This is a genomic window from Mycobacterium sherrisii, from assembly GCF_002102355.1.
Lineage (GTDB): Bacteria > Actinomycetota > Actinomycetes > Mycobacteriales > Mycobacteriaceae > Mycobacterium > Mycobacterium sherrisii.
Genome location: NZ_LQPT01000076.1, coordinates 96,025 through 116,936 on the forward strand (window position 1 = coordinate 96,025; position 20,912 = coordinate 116,936).

The window sequence follows — 20,912 nt, forward strand, 5'->3', positions numbered from 1 at the left end:
GGCTTTAAAGTTTGAGAACGCTACCGGTCCTTTGACGACGCCGTTAACGTCGCTGGCACAACGGAATCGGAGGTGCCATGCGGTACGGATTTGCCATCGACCAGCGCACCTGCATCGGTTGCCACGCTTGCACCGTCGCCTGCAAAACCGAGCACGAGGTCCCCCTCGGTCAATTCCGAACGTGGGTGAAATACGTTGAGTCGGGCGAGTTCCCGGCGACCACACGGGACTTCGGGGTGATGCGATGCAACCACTGCACCGATGCGCCCTGCGTCAAAATCTGTCCGACACAAGCGTTGTTCAAGCGCGACGACGGCATCGTGGACTTCGACAACGAACGCTGCATCGGATGCAAGGCGTGCATGCAGGGCTGCCCGTACGACGCCATCTATATCGACGAGGAAACCCACACCGCCGCCAAGTGCAACTTCTGTGCCCACCGGGTCGACGAAGGACTGGAGCCGGCGTGCGTCGTGGTTTGCCCGACGCATTCCATCTGGGTTGGCGACCTTGAAGATCCGGCCAGCGGCATCGCCCGCCTGGTCAACTGCAACCCCGTACAGGTCCGCGCTCCGGAGCAGAACACCGGCCCCAACGTGTTCTATCTCGGTGCAGACCGGGCGGTCCTCGACCCGTTGGCCGCGCCAACCGGTAAGTCCTACCTGTGGGCACGGCCCGACGAACACCGCAGGCAGGTGTCCACCGACCTTCCCACCGACCCGGTAAGCAAGGCGCGGACCACCCTGAACACGGCGCATGCGCGCCCGTGGGGATGGCGGGTGACGGCCTACCTGTGGACGAAGGCGGTCGCCGCGGGCACCATGCTGATCACCGCGCTCGCCTACGTGGCGGGAATCGATCTCGGCGTGCTGGGCTCGGTCGCCGCCCCGGCCATCGCGGTCGCCGGCGTCGGTCTCACCGCAGTGCTGCTCGTGTGGGATCTCAAGCGGCCCGAGCGGTTCCTCTACATCCTGCTCAAGCCCAACCCCCGCTCGTGGCTGTTCTGGGGAGCGGTGGTCCTGGGGGCGGCCGGTGCACTGTTCACCGCGTGGCTGGCGCTGGGACTGCTCGACCACGCAAGCGTTCTGAGCACCGACACGAGTAACCTGGTGCGCTCGGTGCTCTCGGTTCCGACGATCCTCGCCGCGGCGATGACCACCGGCTACACCGGCTTCCTGTTCGGGCAGGCCGAAGGCCGGGACCTGTGGCAATCGCCGCTGCTGTTCTGGCACCTCATCGTGCAGGCGTTCATGGTCGGCGCCGGCGCACTGTCGGTGGCCGCCACGGTCATCGATCCCGGGCCCGCCGGCTGGAAGTTGTTGCTGTTCACCCTGACCGTCGCCACGGCCGGACATGTCGTGATGGTGCTGCTGGAATTCCTCGGGCGCCATCCGAGTGGTCAGGCGGCCGCGGCCGCGCACATGGTCGTCAAGGGCCGTTACGCCCGCGAGTTCTGGGTAGGCGGCGTGGCGCTGGCGGTGCTGGCCGCTGTTCTTTCCGGGATGAGCTGGGCTGCTGCACCTTTGGCGTTCGCGGCCCTCGGCGGCCTGGTCGCCCAAGGGGCGTTGATCGCCTACGAGAGCGTGTTCGTCCGGGCCGGCCAAGACGTCCCCCTGTCGTGAGTAAAGGAGCATCCATGCCCGTCGAACCGCCCCTGCCCGGCTTGCGCTGTCACGAACATCTGCACAACTTCCCGCCAGTTTCGGAGTGGGACAACCACATCGAATACGACGCCAAGGCGCATCCGCGCAAGGTGCCGCATTCCTACATGTTGATCCCGACCACGTGCTTCAACTGCGAAAGTGCCTGCGGACTGCTGGCGTACGTGGACAAAGACGACCTGTCGGTCAAGAAGCTGGAAGGCAATCCCGCGCACCCGGGTTCGCGCGGGCGCAATTGCGCGAAAGGTCCCGCGACGGTCAACCAGCTCAACGATCCGGAACGGATTCTCTATCCGTTGCGCCGTGCCGGCGAGCGGGGCGCCGGCAGCTGGGAGAGGGTGAGCTGGGACGAGGCGCTCGACGACATCGGGGAGCGGATCCGCACGGCGCTGACCGAAGGCCGGCACGACGAGATCATGTACCACGTCGGCAGACCGGGGGAGGACGGGTTCACCGAGCGGATGCTGAACACCTGGGGGGTGGACGGGCACAACACCCATACCAACATCTGCTCAGCCGGCGCCCGGCTGGGTATGTCGCTGTGGGCGGGCTTCGACCGTCCGTCCGCGGACTACGCGAACGCCAAAGTCATGCTGCTGCTGTCCAGCCACCTCGAGACCGGGCACTACTTCAACCCGCACGCGCAGCGGATCATGGAGGCCAAACAATCCGGTGCCAAACTGATCGTCCTCGACCCCCGGATGTCGAACACCGCCTCGCATGCCGATGTCTGGCTGGCACCGTGGCCGGGCAGTGAGGCCGCGATTCTGCTCGCGGTGGCATCGTATCTGCTACGCACCCGGCGCATCGACGAGCCGTTCCTGCGCCGCTGGCTCAACTGGCGCACCTATCTGCAGGAGCTACACCCCGATGCCCGCGAGGATTTCGAGACATTCCTGGATCGCATCACCGACGACTATGCCCAGTACACCTTCGAATTCGCGGCGCGTGAAGCCCAAGTGCCTGCCGAGAAGGTCGCGGAGATCGCGCACCTCGTCGCCGACTGCGACCACCGGCTGTCGTCTCACATTTGGCGCGCGGCTGCGGCCGGCAACTTGGGCGGTTGGCAGGTCGCCCGATCACTGTGGTTCGTGCTCGCCCTGACCGGCAGCATCGGAACCCGCGGTGGGACCAGCCCCAACGGTTGGCACAAGTTCATCCCGGAGCCGCCCAACAAGCCGAACCACCACGAGCGGTGGAACGAACTCACCTTCCCGCGTGAGTTCCCGCTGTGTACCAACGAGATGTCAATCCTGTTGCCGCACTTCTTGGCCGAGGGACGCGGCAGGCTGGAGGTGTACTTCTCCCGGGTCTACAACCCAGTGTGGACAAATCCGGACGGCTTCACCTGGATCGAGCAACTGTCGAATCCGGACAAGGTGGGCCTGCACGTGGCGCTGACCCCGACCTGGTCGGAGACGGCCGAATTCGCCGACTACGTGCTGCCCATGGGCCACTCGAGCGAACGCCACGACACGCACTCCTATGAGACGCACGCCGGGCGCTGGCTCGGCTTCCGGCAACCGGTGCGCCGCGTCGCGATGTCGAAGCTCGGGCACGACGTCACCGACACCCGCGACGCCAACCCCGGCGAGGTGTGGGAGGAGAACGAGTTCTGGTTTGAGCTGTCCTGGCGCATCGACCCCGAAGGGGCGCTGGGGATCAGAAAATACTTCGAGTCCCCATACCGTCCCGGCGAGAAGATCACCGTCGATGACTATTACCAGTGGATGTTCGAGCACAGCGTCCCCGGTCTGCCGGAAAAGGCTGCGGCGCAAGACATGACACCGATGCAATACATGCGACGCTACGGCGTGGTCGAGGTCGAACAGGCGGTGTATCGCCGCGACGAACGCGTCATCGACGACACGGAGCTCTTTGATACCACCGTCGACGGGCTGGGAGTGGTGCGCAAACCGGTGACGCTGGACTCCGTGGCACCGATCGTTGGCGAAGCCGGCGCGGTGGGCGTGCGTCACGACGACGGAACGGTGACTTTCGGATGGCCGACACCGTCACGCAAGCTCGAGGTGTTCTCGTCGGCAATGCGGGACTGGGGTTGGCCCGAGCATGCGACACCGGGATACATCCGGTCGCATGTCGCGGCCGGCGAGATCGATTTGGACGCCGGCGAGCTGGTACTGGTGCCCACCTTCCGGCTGCCCACGCTGATTCACACCCGGTCCGGAAACGCCAAGTACCTCAACGAGATCTCCAACACGCACCCGCTGTGGCTGAACTCCCGCGATGCGGCACGCCATCAGGTGGACACCGACGACCTGGTGCGCATCAGCACCGAAATCGGTTATTTCGTCGCCCGAGTCTGGGTCACCGAGGGCATCCGCCCGGGCGTGTGTGCGCTGTCCCACCACATGGGCCGCTGGCGACTTCATCCGGGTGAGGGCAGTCGCTGGGTGTCCGGGATGGTCGAAATCTCCCATCCCGGTGGGGAACACACATGGTTCCTGCGCCACAAGGGCGGGGTTGCGCCGTTCGCCTCCGGCGATCCCGACTCGTCCCGCATTTCGTGGGACGACCCCGGCGTGCATCAGAATCTCGCGTTCGCCGTCCATCCCGACCCGCACTCGGGCATGCATTGCTGGTTGCAGAAGATCCGGATGGAGCCCGCCCATCCCGAAGACCGGTATGGCGATGTCTATGTCGACACGCGGCGATCCGCGGCCGTCTACCGAGAGTGGTTGTCCCGCACCAGGGCCACCTTGGGACCGGGCGGTCAACGCCGTCCGGAGTTCATGATGCGGCCGCTCGCGCCCACGCGGCGCGGCTACCGGGTCGAAGGATGACGGCGACATGGTGATGATGGCCCGGCCCCGGCGACGGCCGCTGGTCGACGAGAACGCGCTGCGCCGGGCCGCCGAAGCCGTCGAAGACCCTGAAATACACCGTGCACTAGGCGAATTGGGCATGGTCAGGCAGGTCGCGGCGGGACGCGACGGGGTAGCCCACATCGAGGTTGCGCTCACCACCCCAACCTGCCCGATGCGCGATCGGCTGCGTGCCGAGGTCGCCGCCGCGGCAGCGACGGTTGACGGGGTTGTCGGTGTCGAGGTGACCTTCTCGGCGTTGACGGAGCGGGAGCGCGTGGCCCTCGCCGGCCGGCTGCGTCGCGCCGATGGGAAAGGGCTGGACGGGCGGACGCAGGTGTTCGCGGTCGCCAGCGGAAAGGGCGGCGTCGGCAAATCCACCGTGGCGGCCAACGTGGCGGTGGCCCTGGCCGCCGCGGGCAAGAGGGTTGCCGTGCTGGATGCCGACGTGTGGGGCTATTCGGTTCCCCAGCTGTTCGGGGTCCGCCGAAACCCGGTGGCGCTGCACGGCCTGATGCTGCCGGTCGAGGCGCACGGGGTGCGGCTGATGTCCGTCGGCTTCTTCGTCGACGATGCCGAGCCCGTCGTGTGGCGCGGCCCGATGTTGCACAAGGCGCTGCAACAGTTCCTGTTCGACGTCCATTGGGGTGAGGTCGACGTCCTGCTCATCGACCTTCCCCCGGGCACCGGCGACGTGACGCTTTCGCTGCTGGAGCTCGTCCCGCAGGCCGCACTGGTGGCGGTCACCACGCCACAACCCGCGGCGCAGACGGTGGCTTCCCGGGTCGGCCGGATGGCCACCGACATGCGGATGCCGGTCGCGGGTGTGGTGGAGAACATGAGCACCCTGGTGTGTGGCTGCTGCGGCGGGCGCACCGCACTCTTCGGCTCCGGTGGCGGAACCCGATTGGCCGACGAACTTGGTACCCAATTGCTGGGCAGCGTGCCGCTGGACGTCGAACTCCGCGCGGCCGGCGATGAGGGGATACCGGTGCTCATCCAGCAGCCGCTGGCGCCGTCGGCCGTCGCTTTCGCCGACCTTGCCACGCAGTTGCTCACCGTCCGTCGGCCGTTGGCCGGGATTCCGCTGCCCCTGACCGTCACCTCCTGAGCGGCCACGAATTCAGGACCACGGCTGCGCAGCGCGAGATGGCTTGCCCGCCCGCGCCGTCCTGGCCGCGGTGGCGGCCATCACCGTCCGCACCGCGGACAGCGTGCGCCGGGCGGATTAAAAGAACTCGACTCCGGTTGACCGGCACCGCCGGTGCCGGTGCGCCGCGACGAGTAGCGATCACCATCGGTGCCACCGTCCACCGGCACGCCGTGTCGGACTGCGCGGCGGTGACCCCACCGCTTCTCGCCGCAGAGCCCGTTGATCGTGTTCGAATTCAGTTCGACGGCAATCGCATTCAGTTCGTGATACATGCGCTCGGATGCCGCACTCATAGCACGGCCGCCTCATCGGGCAGCGGCTGCGGATCGATGCGCAGCGCCGCGATGGCCCCGATGAACAGGAGTGCGGCGGAGACGGCAAAGGGGACCTGCCAGCTGCCGGTCGCGTCCAGCAGCATGCCGAACACCAGCGGGGAGAGGATGCCCGCGACCCCGAAGCCGGTGTTCATCAGCCCGCCCGCGGTGCCGGCATGCTGGGGTGCGATGTCCATGGGGATCGCCCAGAGCACCGCATTGGTCAACTCCAAAAAGAAAAACGACAGCGCAAGAAACGTCGCGTCGAGTAACAGCCGGTGCGTCACCAGGGTGGGAATTACGAAGAGGAACGATCCCATCAGGCCCACCACGAGCGTGGCGCGCCGAGCGATCTTGGGATTGCCCGTTCGCCGCAGCAGCGCGTCGGAGATTACTCCACCCATCGTGTCGCCGACGACCCCGGCCAGCAGCACCAATGTGCTGAACATTGCGAAGTCCTTGAGATCCAAGCCGTAGCTGCCCTTGAAGAACGATGGCAGCCAGGTGAGGAACACCCACAGCGTCCAGCCGTAGCAGAAGTCGACCAGGGTCACCGGAAGAATGCGTCGCAACAGCGGGCCCCACGGGGTGGGGGTGTGTTGTTCGGTTTGCTGATCTTGCGGTAGCTCGGCGAGCTCCGCCGGCGTCATTTTCGGGTGATCGGCCGGGGAGTCGGTAAACGACCACACCCACGCAACGACCCACAGAAAGCTCACCGCGGCGAAGACCCAGAACGAAAGTCGCCAACCGTACAGGGCGATCAGCGCCCCGGCCACCAGCGGGGTGATGGCGTTCCCGAGCCGGGCGGCGGCATGCGTCACGCCTTGCGCCAGCCCGCGCTGGTCTGGTGGCATCCATTTCGCCATCGCGTGTGTCGCGGTCGGGAAGGAGGCTCCTTCGCCGAAGCCGAGTGCCAGCCGGGCCGCGAACAGCGACACCAATCCGACAGCAAACCCGGTCGCCGCCGTCGACACCGCCCAGACGACGCCGACGATGCCGAGCACGATCCGGGGCCCGAAGCGGTCGCCGATCATCCCGCCGAAGATCTGGAAGAACGCGTACGGCAGTGCGAAAGCCGAAAGCGTCAGTCCCAGTTGGGTATTCGTCAATCCGAGTTCACCTTTGATGAACGGCGCGGCCGTCGCGATGTTCACCCGATCCACGTAGGTGACGAAGTACAGCATGCAGAGCAGCAGCAGCACCTTGCCACGCACCCGCCCCACGAATGCGGTGCGCAGCGACGGTCTGGCCTTTGCTGTCGGTTGCCCGTGCGGGGCGTCGAGACGGAATGCAGGTTTGAGCATCAACGGTCACCACCTAGCTATGGCCTCGGGCGGCAACGCGGCACCGGGGCTCATCCCATTATGTGAAAGCGCATCCCAGATCTGGTGTGTTGTGACGCTAGCCACAAGGCGGTGTGATGTCAATGACGCGCGGGCGGCAAGTTACGCCGGAGGCGGCCGTCGTCCCGGAAAAGGCGTTGTAGGACAACGTGATACACGTGTTTGGCGACTGTGCTCGATTCCGCCGGGCGGTGTCCGGTGTTCCCCGTCCGGCCTTGACAGCCGCCAGCCACCATGGAAGGTTGGGAAATGATTTCATAAGTTGAAATACGCCCGACGCCGACTGCGAGGATCGATGACCGTCAGCGACATCGCCCCTGCCCCGATGGCCGCCGTGGATCCGCGCGCCGGCCATGGCGGTCTGCACGCCCTGCGGGCGTCCTGGCGCAGCGTCCTGGCAGGCCGAAGGGTCCGCGTGGCTCTGGCCGACGGCGAAGACCCACGCGTGATCGCCGCATCGGTGCGGCTGAGCGAAGCCGGGACGGTCGCGCCTCATCTCGTCGGCCGGCGCACGGTGATCCAAGAGGTCGCGGATCGCAACGGAATCCGGCCGCTACGGGGGGTGTCGATCGTAGACGTCGCCTGCCCCGACGAGGCCGAGCGCGTGGCCGCGGTGTTGCGGGACGCGCTGTCGCCCCGCTTGGAGTGTGCAGAAATCCTTGAGCTGCAGTCGGATCCGTTGTACGCGGCGGCCGCCCTGCTGCGCATGGGCTCGGTCGAAGCCTGCGTGGGGGGTGCGTCTCGCCCGACCGCGGAGGTGCTGCGGGCCGGGCTTCGGGTGATCGGGACTGCTACCGGCACGCACACGCTGTCGAGCTGCTTCGTCATGGCGCTGCCATCTGGACAGTTGATCGCCTACGGCGACTGTGCGGTCGTCCCGATGCCCGACGACCGACAGCTCGCCGAGATCGCGGTGGCGACGGCGATGACGTACCGTTCGCTGACCGGGGCGGCCCCCGTGGTCGCGATGCTCTCGTTCAGCACCATGGGCAGCGCGGCACACGCCGAGGTCGACAAGGTCCGCCGGGCCGCCGAGATGGCCCGTCGACTCCGCCCCGGGCTGCCGATCGAGGGGGAGCTGCAGTTCGACGCCGCGTTCGTCGCCGACATTGGCGCCAGGAAGGCACCGGGGTCCGTCGTTGCCGGCCAGGCCAACGTGATGATCTTTCCCAACCTCGACGCGGGCAACATCGGATACAAGATCACCCAAAGGATCGGCGGTGCGGCCGCACTCGGCCCGATCCTGCAAGGCTTCGCCAAGCCCATCAACGACCTGTCCCGCGGGTGCAGCGTCGACGACATCGAATTCGTGGCGCTGGCAAGCGCCGTCCAAGCCGTCACCGCGACGGCACCATTGCCCAAGTAGGAGAAGAGAATCCATCATGACGACGTCACCCCCGCACGCAGCCGAGACCGCCGAACAGGTGGTCGCCGAGATGGTGCGACGTGCCCGCACGGCCCAAGCCGAGTTCGCGGGATATTCCCAGGAGCGCGTCGATCATGTTGTCGCGGCGGTCGCATGGGCGATCGCCGAGCCGACCAGGGCGCTCGAGCTCGCCGAGCTGGCGGTGCGCGACACCGGGCTGGGCAATGTCGAGGACAAGACGTTGAAGAACCGACGCAAGACCATGGGCACGCTGCGCGATTTGACGGGTGCAAAGTCGGTGGGCATCATCAGCGACGACCCCAAAACCGGCATCACAGAATATGCAAAGCCGATGGGCGTCGTCGCGGCAGTCTGTCCCTCCACCAATCCCGCCGCCACCCCCGCCAACAAGGCAATGATGGTGCTCAAGGGCGGCAACGCGGTCATTTTGTCCCCGTCTCCCAAGGGAGCATCCACCTGCGCTCTTCTGGTGCGGCACATTCACGAACAGTTCGACCGGCTGGGTGTGCCGCGAGATCTGGTGCAGTACACCGCGGTTCCGTCCAAAGCGGTTACCTACGAGTTGATGCGGCAGGCCGACTTCGTCGTCGTGACGGGGTCGCAGAAGAACGTGCGCGCCGCGTACAGCAGTGGAACCCCCGCCATCGGCGTCGGTGTGGGCAACGCGCCGGTCATCATCGACGCCGACGCGGATCTCGACGATGCGGCGGCAAAGATTCACGCCAGCAAGACATTTGATTACGCCACCAGCTGTTCCTCGGAGAACTCGGTGCACATCCACACCGACGTCTACGACGCCGCGATCGACGCGCTGCGGCGTCAAGGCGCGTATCTGGTGAGCGCCCAGGAGAAGCGCCGCCTGCAGCAGGTGATGTGGCCGGACGGCAAACTCAGCGCCGAGATCACCGCGCAGCCGCCGGGCAAGATCGCGGCGCTGGCCGGGTTCAACGAGCAGGGCGCACACGACGCCGACTTCTTCCTGGTCGAGGAGGACGGCTACGGCCCCGACCACCCGTTCAGCGGCGAGAAGCTCTCCGTCGTGCTCACCGTGTACCGCTTCACCGACCTTGACGAGGCCCTCGACCGGATCCAGGGGATCCTGGATTTCCAGGGCGCGGGTCATTCGTGCGGCATACACACCAAAAACGACGATCGGGCCCGCCACGTCGCGGAGCGGCTGAAGGTGGCTCGGGTACTGGTCAACCAGGCGCATTGCTTCGGCACGGGAGGCGGATTCGACAACGGGCTCGGATTCACCCTCACGATGGGTGCGGGCACCTGGGCCGGCAACAGCATCTCCCACAACCTGTCCTACCGGGACTTCCTCAACATCACCCGGCTCGCGCGGGTCATCCCGGCTTGTGAACCCACCGAAGCGGACCTGTGGGGCTCCTACTTCGAAACTTACGGACGGTGAGCATGAAACTTCTTGAATACCAAGGCAAGCGACTGCTGGCCGACGCCGGCGTACGCATTCCGGAGGGGCGGGTCGTCGACTCGCCCGAGGAGGCGACGCGGGCGGCCGCGGTACTCGGCGGTCGGGTGGTGCTCAAGGCCCAGGTGCCGGCGGGCAAACGCGGCAAGTCGGGCGGGGTCTTGTTCGCCGACTCGCCGGAGCAGGCCGCCGCCGCGGCCCGCGAGCTGCTCGGCGCCGAGATGGGTGGATATCGCGTGCAGCAGGTCCTGCTCGAGCAATGCGTGGACATCGAGCAGGAGCTTTACGCCGCCATCCTCAACGACGCCCGGACCAAGGGGCCGCTGTTGCTGTTTTCCACCGCGGGCGGTATGGACATCGAAGAGATCAACGCCGAATCGCCGCATCGCGTGCACCGGTTGCCCGTAGACATCTTGTGGGGCCTGGACGAGGACCTCGCCGGTGACATGCTGGCCGGTACCGACCTGCCCGAGAAGTCGCGGGGTGCCGTGGCCCATGCGCTGGCAGCGCTCTATCAGACCTACCGGGCGGCCGACGCCGACCTGGTCGAGGTCAACCCGCTGGCCGTCACGGCCGCTGGCGAGCTTGTGGCCCTGGACAGCAAGGTATCGCTGGATCCCGGTGCGCTGTCGCGTCATTCGTCGTTCGTCGCCGAGCTGCGCACAGATCAGCTGGAGGTAGGGACGGATCTCGAACGCCGCGGTCGCGAACTGGGCCTGCAATTCATCGAGCTCGACGGCGACATCGGAATTCTGGCCAACGGCGCGGGACTGACCATGACGAGCCTGGACGTGGTCAACCACTACGGCGGCAAACCGGCCAATTTCTTGGAGATCGGCGGCGACGCCTACACGAAGGCCACCCCGGCTCTGAAGCTGGTCTTGGACAATCCGCGGGTCCGCAGCCTGCTGATCAATTTCTGTGGTGCCTTCGCCCGCACCGATGTCATGGCCGAAGGTGTTGTCGCCGCCATCGAAGAACTGCGACCGGACATTCCGTACTTCTTCACCATTCACGGCACCGGCGAACAAGAGGCGATCCGCCTGGTGCAAGAGCGGCTTTCGGTGACGCCGTACGAACTCATGGACGATGCCGTCCAGGCCGCAGTCGCGGCCGCGGCGACCACGGTGGAGGTGTGACGATGTTGATTCGCAGCGGGGAAACGGTCGTCGTCCAAGGGATTACCGGTAGGCAAGGGTCGTATTGGACCGAGCGCATGGTCGAATGCGGCACCCGAGTCGTGGCGGGTGCGAGTCCCGGGCGCGGGGGCCGGACGGTCAATTCCATTCCCGTTTATGACAGCGTGGTGCAGGCGGCGGCCCAACACCGGCTGGACGCCTCCGTGCTGTTCGTCCCACCGATGCACGCCAGGGCCGCCGCCCTCGATGCGATCGAGGCGGGTGTTCGCAAGCTGGTGCTGCTCACCGAACACGTGCCCGCCCAGGACGTCATGGAGATTCTTGCCCGCGCCGCGGCGGCCGGAACCACGGTGCTCGGTCCAAACACCGCGGGCCTGGTCGTGCCGGGCGAAACGTCGGTCGGCATCATGCCGGGCTTCGCGCGCAACATCTTTCAACCGGGCCCGATCGGGGTCATCTCGCGCAGCGGCAGCCTGGGCACCTTGGTGTCGATGGAACTGATCACTGCCGGTTTCGGCCAGAGCGCCTTCATCGGGATCGGTGGCGACCCGATCTTGGGCACGACCACGCTGGACGCGGTGCGCCTTCTCGACGCCGACGAGCGGACGTCGGCCGTCGTCGTCGTCGGTGAAATCGGCGGTGCGATGGAGGAGGAGGCTGCGGCGTACATCGCGTCGATGACCAAGCCCGTCGTCGCCTTCATCGCCGGTCGCACCGCGCCCCCGGGGCAGCGGATGGGCCACGCCGGCGCCATCGTGACCGGCGGCCGCGGTAGCGGCGAGTCGAAGGTGCGCGCGCTCACCGAGGCCGGTGCGGTGGTCGTTGACGTGCCCAGCGCGGTGGGTGAAGCGCTGCGCGCCGCGGGCGTCGAAGCCACGGCGGCGCCGGCCGAGCCCGCGCGCAGCGGATCCGCATAACGCCGAGGCTAGGCCGGTTCCGAAAAGATCAGCTTCAACAACATGGCCGCGGTGCCGTCGAGCCGTCGTGCACCGCGCCAGACCGCCCGCAGCGACCTTGGCATGTGCAGATCTTGGACGGCAACGACATTCAGGTGACCGGTCCGGACGTCCTCGGCGATGGCGAGTGTGCTGAGCACGGCCGGTCCGACGCCGTTGAGCGCCGACGTGCGGATTGCCGACGCGCTGCCGAGTTCCAGCAGCGGGGCGGCGATTTCGTAATCTCGCAGGGCCAATTCAAGGGTGGTTCGGGTGCCGGACCCGGCCTCGCGAACGAGCAGCGGCGTCGCGGCCAACTCGGCCGCCGTCAGCGGTGCGCGGCGACGCGCCCAAGGGTGCTGTGGATGGACCACGACGACCAGTTCGTCGCGTGCGACCTCGGTGCTGTGCAGGCCCCGAACCGGATTCGGCGACTCGATGAACCCGACGTCGCACGAGCCGCTGCGGACCTCTTCGATCACCTGGGTCGAGTTGCGGGCCTGAAGATAAATTGTCACGCCGGGATACTGCGCGCGAAACCTGGCCAGCCACACCGGCATCAGGTGCTCCGCGACGGTGATGCTGGCCGTGACGGTCAACTGCGCGCCGCGTTCGGCCTTGAGTCCCTCCGCGACGATCAATAGCTTGTCGATGTCGGCCAGAATCTGACGCGCCCAATGCGCCAGGACGGTGCCTTGCGCCGTCAGCGTCGAACCGTTGGGACTGCGTTCGACGAGCGGCAGGGCGAAGCGTCGCTCCAGTCCCCTGATCGCGCGGCTGGCGTTCGGCTGCGACATCTGGACCGAACGCGCAGCGGCACTGAGACTTCCGTGATCGTCGACACCGACGAGCAGTCTGAGCGCCTCAAAAGGCGGTAGCCGCAGCGACATACCCGAACTATATGACCAGCCTGCCCGTTGGGTATGCATCCTTGATATGACCAGATACCCATTTGGTGGCTACCGGCGTCCCTGGTCGTGGCCCAACGTTGAGGAATGATCAGTTCACTGGGCCAGGAGCACATGCGCGAGGGGACGGCCAGGCCGTTGCGGCGGGCACCCAACCCGGTCGCGGTCGGTCCCGGAGTCGCCCTCTGCGCCATCGCGACCGCCGGCACCTTGGCAATCAATCACTGGTTGCCCACGGTGAGTCCACTGTTGATCGCGATCGTGCTTGGCGCGGTGGCGGCCAACGTCGCACCCTTGCCGCGCTGGTTGCGACCCGGACTGCAGTTCTCCGCGAAACGACTGCTGCGCATCGGGGTCGCGATGCTGGGCCTGCAGCTGGTCCTGGGCGACATCCTGCGCCTGGGCTACGGCGTCATCATCGTCGTCGTCGCCATCGTGGGCCTGGGCATCGGCGGCACCATGTTCGTGGGCAGGTTGCTCGGTCTGAGTTGGACACAGCGCCTGTTGATTGCGTGCGGCTTCTCGATTTGCGGCGCCGCCGCCGTCGCCGCCGTCGACGGGGTGATCCAGGCCGAGGACGACGAAGACGTCCCCACCGCGATTGCGCTGGTGGTGATCTGCGGGACGCTGATGATCCCGCTGGTTCCCGCACTCGCGCATGCGCTGCGGCTGTCGGACCTCGCCGCCGGCGCCTGGGCGGGCGGGTCGATTCACGAGGTCGCCCAGGTGGTTGCTGCCGCCGCCACGATGGGAGGCGGCGCGTTGGGGGTGGCCGTGGTGGTGAAGTTGGCGCGGGTGCTGATGCTCGCGCCGGTGATGGCGGTGCTCAGCGTTCGACAGCGCAGGATCGCCGGGACCGGAACGGACATCAAACGTCCGCCGCTGGTGCCGCTGTTCGTCGTCGCCTTCATGGTCTGCGTCGCACTGCGTTCCGCCGGCGTCGTCCCCACCCACGCGCTGCAGTACGCCAAGGTCGTGCAGGTCGCCCTGCTCAGTGCGGCCATGTTCGCGCTCGGCACCGGCGTGCACGCGTCGGTCCTCAAGAAGGTCGGTCCCCGCCCGTTCGTCTTGGCGATCGTGTCCACCGGGTGGATCGCAAGCGTCGCCCTGACCGGGGTGGTGCTGGCGTCCCGCTGACCCGCCGCCGGACGGGCAAACGGTGGGACAATCGACATAAGACGCCGACCCCGGCCCGCGACACGCAAACACAACTTGTTGTGTTGCGTCGGGTTGTCGGACACCAGGGGTAGTGTCTGGAGCCTGACGCCAATGCAGGCAAATCGGCAGGTGAAGTGGGGTTCTGGTGACCGAGAACATGAAGCTGATCGACCGTGCTTCGGCGATCAACTGGAACCGAGTGCAAGACGACAAGGACGCCGAGGTCTGGGACCGGCTGACCGGCAACTTCTGGCTGCCGGAAAAGGTGCCGGTATCCAACGACATCCCGTCCTGGGGGACGCTGACCGCGGTCGAGAAGCAGCTCACGATGCGCGTGTTCACCGGGCTGACGCTGCTGGACACCATCCAGGGCACGGTCGGGGCGGTCAGCCTGATTCCCGACGCGCTGACCCCGCACGAACAGGCCGTCTACACCAACATCGCGTTCATGGAGTCGGTGCACGCCAAGAGCTACAGCTCGATTTTCTCCACGCTGTGCTCGACCGCCGAGATCGACGACGCGTTCCGCTGGTCGGAGGAGAACCCCAACCTGCAGCGCAAGGCCGAGATCGTCATGGAGTACTACCGGGGTGACGAGCCGCTCAAGCGCAAGGTGGCCTCCACGTTGCTGGAAAGCTTCCTGTTCTACTCGGGCTTCTACCTGCCGATGTACTGGTCGAGCCGGGCCAAGCTGACCAACACCGCCGACATGATTCGGCTGATCATCCGCGACGAGGCCGTACACGGCTACTACATCGGCTACAAATTCCAGCGCGGCCTGGCGCTGGTCGACGAGGCCAAGCGCACCGAACTCAAGGACTACACCTACGAGTTGCTCTTCGAGCTCTACGACAACGAGGTGGAGTACACCCAGGACCTCTACGACGAGGTCGGGTTGACCGAGGACGTCAAAAAGTTCTTGCGCTACAACGCAAACAAGGCGCTGATGAACCTGGGCTACGAGGCCCTGTTCCCGCGCGACGAGACCGACGTCAACCCCGCGATCCTGTCCGCCCTCTCGCCCAACGCCGACGAGAACCACGACTTCTTCTCCGGGTCCGGCTCGTCGTACGTGATCGGCAAGGCCGTCAACACCGAGGACGAGGACTGGGACTTCTGAACGCTGGTCGGCTCCGGCGCGGGGACGCAGTGTGAGCCGGAAATGGATGGCGGATTACTGAACCGCCGGTTCTCGTTGGCGCGACGTGGGTCGGTGCCGCGGGCAAGATGGGCGGGGTGAGCAATGAGGACCCGGTCGGCGCAGCGGATTTTCGTCGCGCGCTGGCGCTAATCCAGCATGGCGAGCGCGGCGACGAAGCGGGCATGCGCGTCATCGTCCATGATGAGGTGATTCCGGCCGATCGCCTCGCCCAGCTGATCCGCGCCACGGTATCGATCCTGTGGCAGCTGGTTGCGCAGCTATGCGAACCATACGAAATCGCCGAAATCGGCGACACGCTGATCTCGGCGTCCACCGCCGACGAGCTGTATCTGGATCGCGACAACCGGCTGGTTGCCCGGATGGCGATGGCACAGCATTCGGGAGATGCCGGCGTCGAGTACGAGGTACTGCGCGATGCCGCGAGCGCACCCGACGGATTGGTGCGACTGGCCCTCACCGCCGCCGGTGTCGTCTCGGCGATGCTGCCCCAGTTGCGCACCGACCCCGGCCGCAAGCTGCTCAACAACCTGGCGATGCAGGCGCTGCGGGAGGAAAACAGCTGATCCGCTGGGCTCAGGTGATGCTGCAGATCCCGCCGGGTGTGCAGTCGATGGTGCAACCCGCGGTCGTGGCGGTCGCGCACGCCAGAACCAGGGCGACGATGAGTTTGCTCAGGAGACCAGACATGACCACTCCGTCCTTCGGGCAGGCCCGGGCCGTTTTCGCCCGCTCATCGTAAATCGGTGAGCAGCAAAGGGGGCCGGTTTAGCCCAGGGACTGCCCGCCGAATCAGCCCGCGCCATCCGGCGGATTGCCGGAGCCAGATGTTGAGGTCGTGAACGGCATATGAATAGTGACTCTGCCACGACACGCGGGCCGCGTCCCTGCCGTGAAACTAGGGGAGTGCCGGAACAACACTCGCCCAAGCGCGCCAAATTTCTGCAGTCGGTAATTCGCTGGCTCGACGTCGGCTACCCCCAGGGTGTGCCCGGCCCGGACCAGGTGGCCCTGTTCGCCCTGCTCCGCAGCACCCCGCTGACTCAGGATCAACTCGAAGAGATCGCCCACAAGATCGCCGTCAACGAATCGCAGCCCGGGGCCGACGGGGTGGTCAGCCGCGACGAGATCGCCGAGTTCATCACCAAGGTCACCCGACACGACCCCGGCCGGGAGAACATTCAGCGCGTCGCCGCCACGCTGGCCGCCGCGGGCTGGCCTTTGGCCGGCATCGACGTCAGCGAAGTGATCCCCGGGGACGAACATGGCGAGGCGGCCGAGGAGATCGCCTGCCGCCGCGACCACCTGCCCGAGGGCGCGTCACAGAGTTGAGATGTCGATGACGAAGCGGTATCGCACGTCGCTGGCGAGCACCCGCTCGTAGGCCTCGTTGATGTAATCCGCGGCGACGACCTCGATTTCGGGGGTCACGTCGTGCTCGGCGCAGAAGTCGAGCACCTCCTGGGTCTCCGCGATGCTGCCGATGTTCGAGCCCGACAGGCTGCGCCGCATCAGGGCCAGCGGGAACGCGCCGACCTGCATGGGGTGCTCGGGGATGCCCAATTCGACAAGGGTGCCGTCAACATCGAGCAGGTTCACGTATTCGTCGAGCGGCAGGTTGGCCGAGACGGTGTTGAGGATCAGGTCGAAGCTGCCGCGCAGCGTGCGGAAGGTGTCGCGGTCCGCGGTCGCGTAGTAGTGCTTGGCGCCCAGCCGTAGCCCGTCCTCCATCTTCTTCAACGACTGCGACAAAACGGTCACCTCGGCACCCAGCGCCGCACCGAGCTTGACGCCCATGTGGCCCAGGCCGCCGAGCCCGATGATCGCCAGGCGGGTGTCCTTGCCGGCTTTCCAGTGGCGCAGCGGGGAGTAGAGGGTGACGCCGGCGCACAGCAGCGGCGCGGCCTTGTCCAGCGGTAGCGAGTCCGGGATGCGTAGCACGTAGTTTTCGTCGACGACGATCGCCTCGCTGTACCCGCCGTGCGTCGGCTGGCCGTATTTGTCGACGGAGTTGTAGGTGAAGGTGGCACCACGCTGGCAGTACTGGTCGTTGCCGGTCTTGCAGCTGCGGCACTCGCGGCAGGAATCGACGAAGCAGCCCACACCGACGTGGTCGCCCACCTGGTACTTGGTCACGTCGGCGCCCACCTCGCTGACCACGCCGGCGATCTCGTGGCCCACCACCAACGGGTAGTTGGGCAGACCCCATTCGCCTTTGACCGTGTGGATGTCGGAGTGGCAGATCCCCGCGAACTTGATGTCGATCACGACGTCGTGCGGGCCGGGGTCGCGGCGCTCGATGGTCCCCTTGGTCAGCGGTTCGGTCGCCGATGTGGCGACATACGCGGAAACTGTGCTCATTGCGGTCCCTTTTCGGTGTGGTACGGCTGAGAAAAGCTTAGCTAAGGTAATGGCCTGGGGCCAATCGCCCGGCCCCCCGTCAATTGATCGGCGCGTTGACCAGGCGTAGGTCGTCGACGACGCCGCGGGCGGCGATGACTCCCTCGCCGGTCTGCCATACCTCGTCGTTAACGATGTAAACCCGGTTGTCCCGGTTGGCGGAGAGTTTGCGCCACGGGGCACTGTCCAGCACCGTCGCGGCTCGGTCCGCGGCGGCCTTGGTGGTGCACGACAGGTAGATCACGTCGGCGTCGGCCGCCGAGAAGTCCGCGTTGGCCAGGTCGGCATCGGTGGCGCCGACCTCGATGTAGGGCTTGTCGGTGAAGCGCTGTGCCGCGGGCCGGTCCACGCCCACCGCGCCGAGCGCGCTGGCCGGAAAGTTGTTGGCGCCGTAGATGCGCAGGCTGTTGACCGTCAGCTGGACGATCGATGCCTGGAAATGCGCGGCGTCGTGGCGAGCGCCGATCTGTTCGGCGCGTTGCCGGAAGGCCTCGATCAACGCGTCGACGGCGCCGCTGCGGGCCGTCGCGGCCCCGACGACCCGCAGGTTGTCCTCCCAGCCGGCACCGGGTGCGGCCGTGAACACCGTGGGCGCGATCGCTGCCAGCTTCGGATACATGTGCGGTGTCAGCGCGACCGAGCCCAGGATCAGGTCGGGGTGGGCGGCCGCGATCCCGCGCAGGTCGGGGTTGTCGCGGTTGCCGACGCCGGGCAGTGCGTGCACCGCGTTGCCCAGATACGACGGCTGAGAGGACGAACCAATCGGCAGCGCCGCGGCGACGACCCGCGATTGCAGACCCAGCGCGCACAGCGCGTCCAGCTGATCGCCGGAAAGCACCACGATCCGCTGGGCCTCGGCGGGCACCCGAACCGTGTCGGGTGTGACGCCCGCGGCGTTGTGCGCTTGTCGGGTCGCCGGACCGGCATCGGCCGGCGCCGGGTCGTGGGCGCACGACTCGTCGGGCTTGCGGTCATTGCCCAGCACCCCGGCACCCGCGATCTGCGTGGTGGGCGTGACCAACGAGGACGTGGAGCCGGACTGCTTGGACCCGCACGCACTGCACGCCAGCACCGCCACACCGGCGACGGCGACAAGGGCGATCGGTCGCCTTCTGATGAGTCCGGACCCGGGCCGCGAAGCGGGCTGCCGACGGACGAATAGCACGCCGACGACGCTAACATCCGGGCAGCTGAGAACCATCCCGACGAGGCGGACCGGCGCGCGCCATCAGCTATTTACGACAGTTTGTAGGACCAGCCCTGTCGTCGGCCTCGTCGGGGGCTAAGATTCGGGGGGAACCCCTGTCTGGGACGGATGTTTGGAGGAGTGCGTTGACAGCCGAAGCGCCCCCGTTGGGAGAACTAGAGGCCGTTCGGCCGTACCCGGCCCGCACCGGTCCCAAAGGGAACCTGATCTACAAACTGATCACGACCACCGATCACAAGCTGATCGGCATCATGTACTGCGTCACCTGCTTTATCTTTTTCTTCATCGGCGGGTTGCTGGCGCTGCTGATGCGTACCGAGCTGGCGGCGCCCGGCCTGCAGTTTTTGTCGAATGAACAGTTCAACCAGCTGTTCACCATGCACGGCACGATCATGCTGCTGTTCTACGCCACGCCAATCGTGTTCGGTTTCGCAAACCTGGTGCTGCCCTTGCAGATTGGCGCACCCGACGTCGCCTTCCCCCGCCTCAACGCGTTCTCGTTCTGGCTGTTCCTGTTCGGCGCCACCATCGGCATGGCCGGCTTCATCACACCGGGCGGCGCCGCCGACTTCGGCTGGACCGCCTACACCCCGCTGTCCGACGCGATCCACTCACCGGGCGCTGGCGGCGACCTGTGGATCATGGGGCTGGCGGTCGCGGGTCTGGGCACGATTCTGGGCGCGGTCAACATGATCACCACCGTGGTCTGCATGCGCGCGCCGGGCATGACGATGTTCCGGATGCCGATCTTCACCTGGAACATCCTGGTGACCTCGATCCTGGTGCTGATCGCGTTCCCGCTGCTGACCGCCGCGCTGTTCGGCCTGGCCGCCGACCGGCACCTGGGCGCCCACATCTACGACCCGGCCAACGGCGGAGTGCTGTTGTGGCAGCACCTGTTCTGGTTCTTCGGGCACCCCGAGGTGTACATCATCGCGTTGCCGTTCTTCGGCATCGTCACCGAAGTCTTCCCGGTGTTCTCCCGTAAGCCGATCTTCGGTTACACCACGCTGGTCTACGCGACGCTGTCGATCGCCGCGCTGTCGGTCGCGGTGTGGGCACACCACATGTTCGCCACCGGCGCCGTGCTGCTGCCGTTCTTCTCGTTCATGACCTATCTGATCGCGGTGCCGACCGGCATCAAGTTCTTCAACTGGATCGGCACGATGTGGAAGGGCCAGTTGACGTTCGAAACGCCAATGCTGTTCTCGGTCGGCTTCTTGATCACGTTCCTGCTGGGCGGTTTGACCGGTGTGCTGCTGGCCAGCCCGCCGCTGGACTTCCACGTCACCGACAGCTACTTCGTCGTCGCCCACTTCCACTACGTGCTGTTCGGCACGATCGTGTTCGCCACCTACGCGGGCATCTACTTCTGGTTCCCGAAGATGACCGGGCGGCTGCTCGACGAGCGGCTGGGCAAGCTGCACTTCTGGTTGACCTTCATCGGTTTCCACACCACATTCCTGGTGCAGCACTGGCTGGGCGACGAAGGCATGCCGCGCCGCTACGCCGACTACCTGCCCACCGACGGCTTCCAGGGGCTCAACCTCGTCTCGACGATCGGGGCCTTCATCCTCGGCGCCTCGATGTTCCCGTTCGTGTGGAACGTCTTCAAGAGCTGGCGCTACGGCGAGGTTGTCACCGTCGACGACCCGTGGGGTTACGGCAACTCGCTGGAGTGGGCGACCAGTTGCCCGCCGCCGCGGCACAACTTCACCGAGCTGCCCCGCATCCGGTCGGAGCGCCCGGCGTTCGAGCTGCACTACCCGCACATGGTCGAACGGATGCGTGCCGAATCGCACGTCGGCCGGGCCCACGGTCAGGAAGGCCACGACGTGACCCGGCTCGACGACGTCAACGTCCGCAGCTAATGGCCCGTCGCGGCAAT

General features: G+C 66.5%; 16 protein-coding genes. 12 read left to right on the forward strand and 4 right to left on the reverse strand.

All coding sequences use genetic code 11. The features are described 5' to 3' along the window. The first annotated feature begins 77 nt into the window (after positions 1-77). From AWC25_RS13740 to AWC25_RS13750, 3 genes are read left to right on the forward strand one after another with little or no spacing between them, the layout of a single operon-like run. On the forward strand, positions 78-1,622 hold the full coding sequence (locus AWC25_RS13740; RefSeq protein WP_085166947.1) for a 4Fe-4S dicluster domain-containing protein: 1,545 nt from the start codon (positions 78-80) through the stop codon (positions 1,620-1,622). A 14-nt stretch (positions 1,623-1,636) separates the two neighbouring features. Then, positions 1,637-4,465, forward strand: coding sequence for a molybdopterin-dependent oxidoreductase (locus AWC25_RS13745; RefSeq protein ID WP_069399744.1), 2,829 nt, complete (start codon positions 1,637-1,639; stop codon positions 4,463-4,465). A 7-nt stretch (positions 4,466-4,472) separates the two neighbouring features. Beyond that, on the forward strand, positions 4,473-5,597 hold the full coding sequence (locus AWC25_RS13750) for an Mrp/NBP35 family ATP-binding protein (protein WP_069399745.1): 1,125 nt from the start codon (positions 4,473-4,475) through the stop codon (positions 5,595-5,597). A 331-nt stretch (positions 5,598-5,928) separates the two neighbouring features. Here AWC25_RS13750 and AWC25_RS13760 read toward each other — a convergent pair whose 3' ends face one another. Beyond that, positions 5,929-7,257: an MFS transporter gene (locus AWC25_RS13760; protein ID WP_084229243.1), complete on the reverse strand. Its 1,329-nt coding sequence runs from the start codon at positions 7,255-7,257 to the stop codon at positions 5,929-5,931. A 334-nt stretch (positions 7,258-7,591) separates the two neighbouring features. On the opposite strand from AWC25_RS13760, the gene AWC25_RS13765 reads away from it, so the two are divergent. From AWC25_RS13765 to AWC25_RS13780, 4 genes are read left to right on the forward strand one after another with little or no spacing between them, the layout of a single operon-like run. Next, entirely contained in the window at positions 7,592-8,662 is a 1,071-nt protein-coding gene (locus AWC25_RS13765) for a phosphotransacetylase (protein ID WP_084229244.1), read from the forward strand. A 16-nt stretch (positions 8,663-8,678) separates the two neighbouring features. Further along, the gene (gene sauS / locus AWC25_RS13770) at positions 8,679-10,100 is read left to right on the forward strand and encodes an acylating sulfoacetaldehyde dehydrogenase (RefSeq protein ID WP_069399747.1); all 1,422 of its coding nucleotides are present in this window, start codon (positions 8,679-8,681) and stop codon (positions 10,098-10,100) included. A 2-nt stretch (positions 10,101-10,102) separates the two neighbouring features. Next, a complete protein-coding gene (locus AWC25_RS13775) occupies positions 10,103-11,257 on the forward strand; it encodes a succinate--CoA ligase subunit beta (protein WP_069399748.1) in 1,155 nt (384 codons plus the stop codon). A gap of 2 nt (positions 11,258-11,259) precedes the next feature. Further along, positions 11,260-12,174 carry a succinate--CoA ligase subunit alpha gene (locus AWC25_RS13780; protein WP_084229245.1) on the forward strand — a complete coding sequence of 305 codons (915 nt, stop codon included), beginning with the start codon at positions 11,260-11,262 and terminating at the stop codon, positions 12,172-12,174. 8 nt (positions 12,175-12,182) lie between these two features. Here AWC25_RS13780 and AWC25_RS13785 read toward each other — a convergent pair whose 3' ends face one another. Beyond that, positions 12,183-13,082: a LysR substrate-binding domain-containing protein gene (locus AWC25_RS13785; protein ID WP_069399749.1), complete on the reverse strand. Its 900-nt coding sequence runs from the start codon at positions 13,080-13,082 to the stop codon at positions 12,183-12,185. Positions 13,083-13,214: 132 nt separating this feature from the next. Here AWC25_RS13785 and AWC25_RS13790 point away from each other — a divergent pair, with 132 nt between their 5' ends. The 4 genes from AWC25_RS13790 (at position 13,215) to AWC25_RS13805 (ending at position 16,749) form a co-directional block, all read left to right on the forward strand. After that, complete coding sequence (locus AWC25_RS13790; protein ID WP_069399780.1) at positions 13,215-14,237, forward strand: YeiH family protein; 1,023 nt, start codon at positions 13,215-13,217, stop codon at positions 14,235-14,237. 166 nt (positions 14,238-14,403) lie between these two features. Next, positions 14,404-15,378, forward strand: a complete 975-nt coding sequence (gene nrdF / locus AWC25_RS13795; protein WP_198166620.1) for a class 1b ribonucleoside-diphosphate reductase subunit beta — start codon at positions 14,404-14,406, stop codon at positions 15,376-15,378. A 116-nt stretch (positions 15,379-15,494) separates the two neighbouring features. Next, entirely contained in the window at positions 15,495-15,983 is a 489-nt protein-coding gene (locus AWC25_RS13800) for a hypothetical protein (protein WP_142278830.1), read from the forward strand. 340 nt (positions 15,984-16,323) lie between these two features. Next, complete coding sequence (locus AWC25_RS13805) at positions 16,324-16,749, forward strand: DUF3349 domain-containing protein (protein WP_069399751.1); 426 nt, start codon at positions 16,324-16,326, stop codon at positions 16,747-16,749. Here AWC25_RS13805 and AWC25_RS13810 read toward each other — a convergent pair. Further along, positions 16,738-17,778, reverse strand: a complete 1,041-nt coding sequence (locus AWC25_RS13810; protein ID WP_069399752.1) for an NAD(P)-dependent alcohol dehydrogenase — start codon at positions 17,776-17,778, stop codon at positions 16,738-16,740. The two genes, AWC25_RS13805 and AWC25_RS13810, sit on opposite strands and share 12 nt — an antisense overlap. Positions 17,779-17,857: 79 nt before the next feature. Next, on the reverse strand, positions 17,858-18,982 hold the full coding sequence (locus AWC25_RS13815) for an iron-siderophore ABC transporter substrate-binding protein (RefSeq protein ID WP_372513406.1): 1,125 nt from the start codon (positions 18,980-18,982) through the stop codon (positions 17,858-17,860). Positions 18,983-19,149: 167 nt separating this feature from the next. Between AWC25_RS13815 and ctaD the strand changes: the two genes are divergently transcribed. After that, positions 19,150-20,895 (forward strand): aa3-type cytochrome oxidase subunit I, encoded by a 1,746-nt coding sequence (gene ctaD, locus AWC25_RS13820; protein ID WP_069399753.1) that lies wholly within the window; start codon positions 19,150-19,152, stop codon positions 20,893-20,895. Positions 20,896-20,912: the final 17 nt, after the last annotated feature.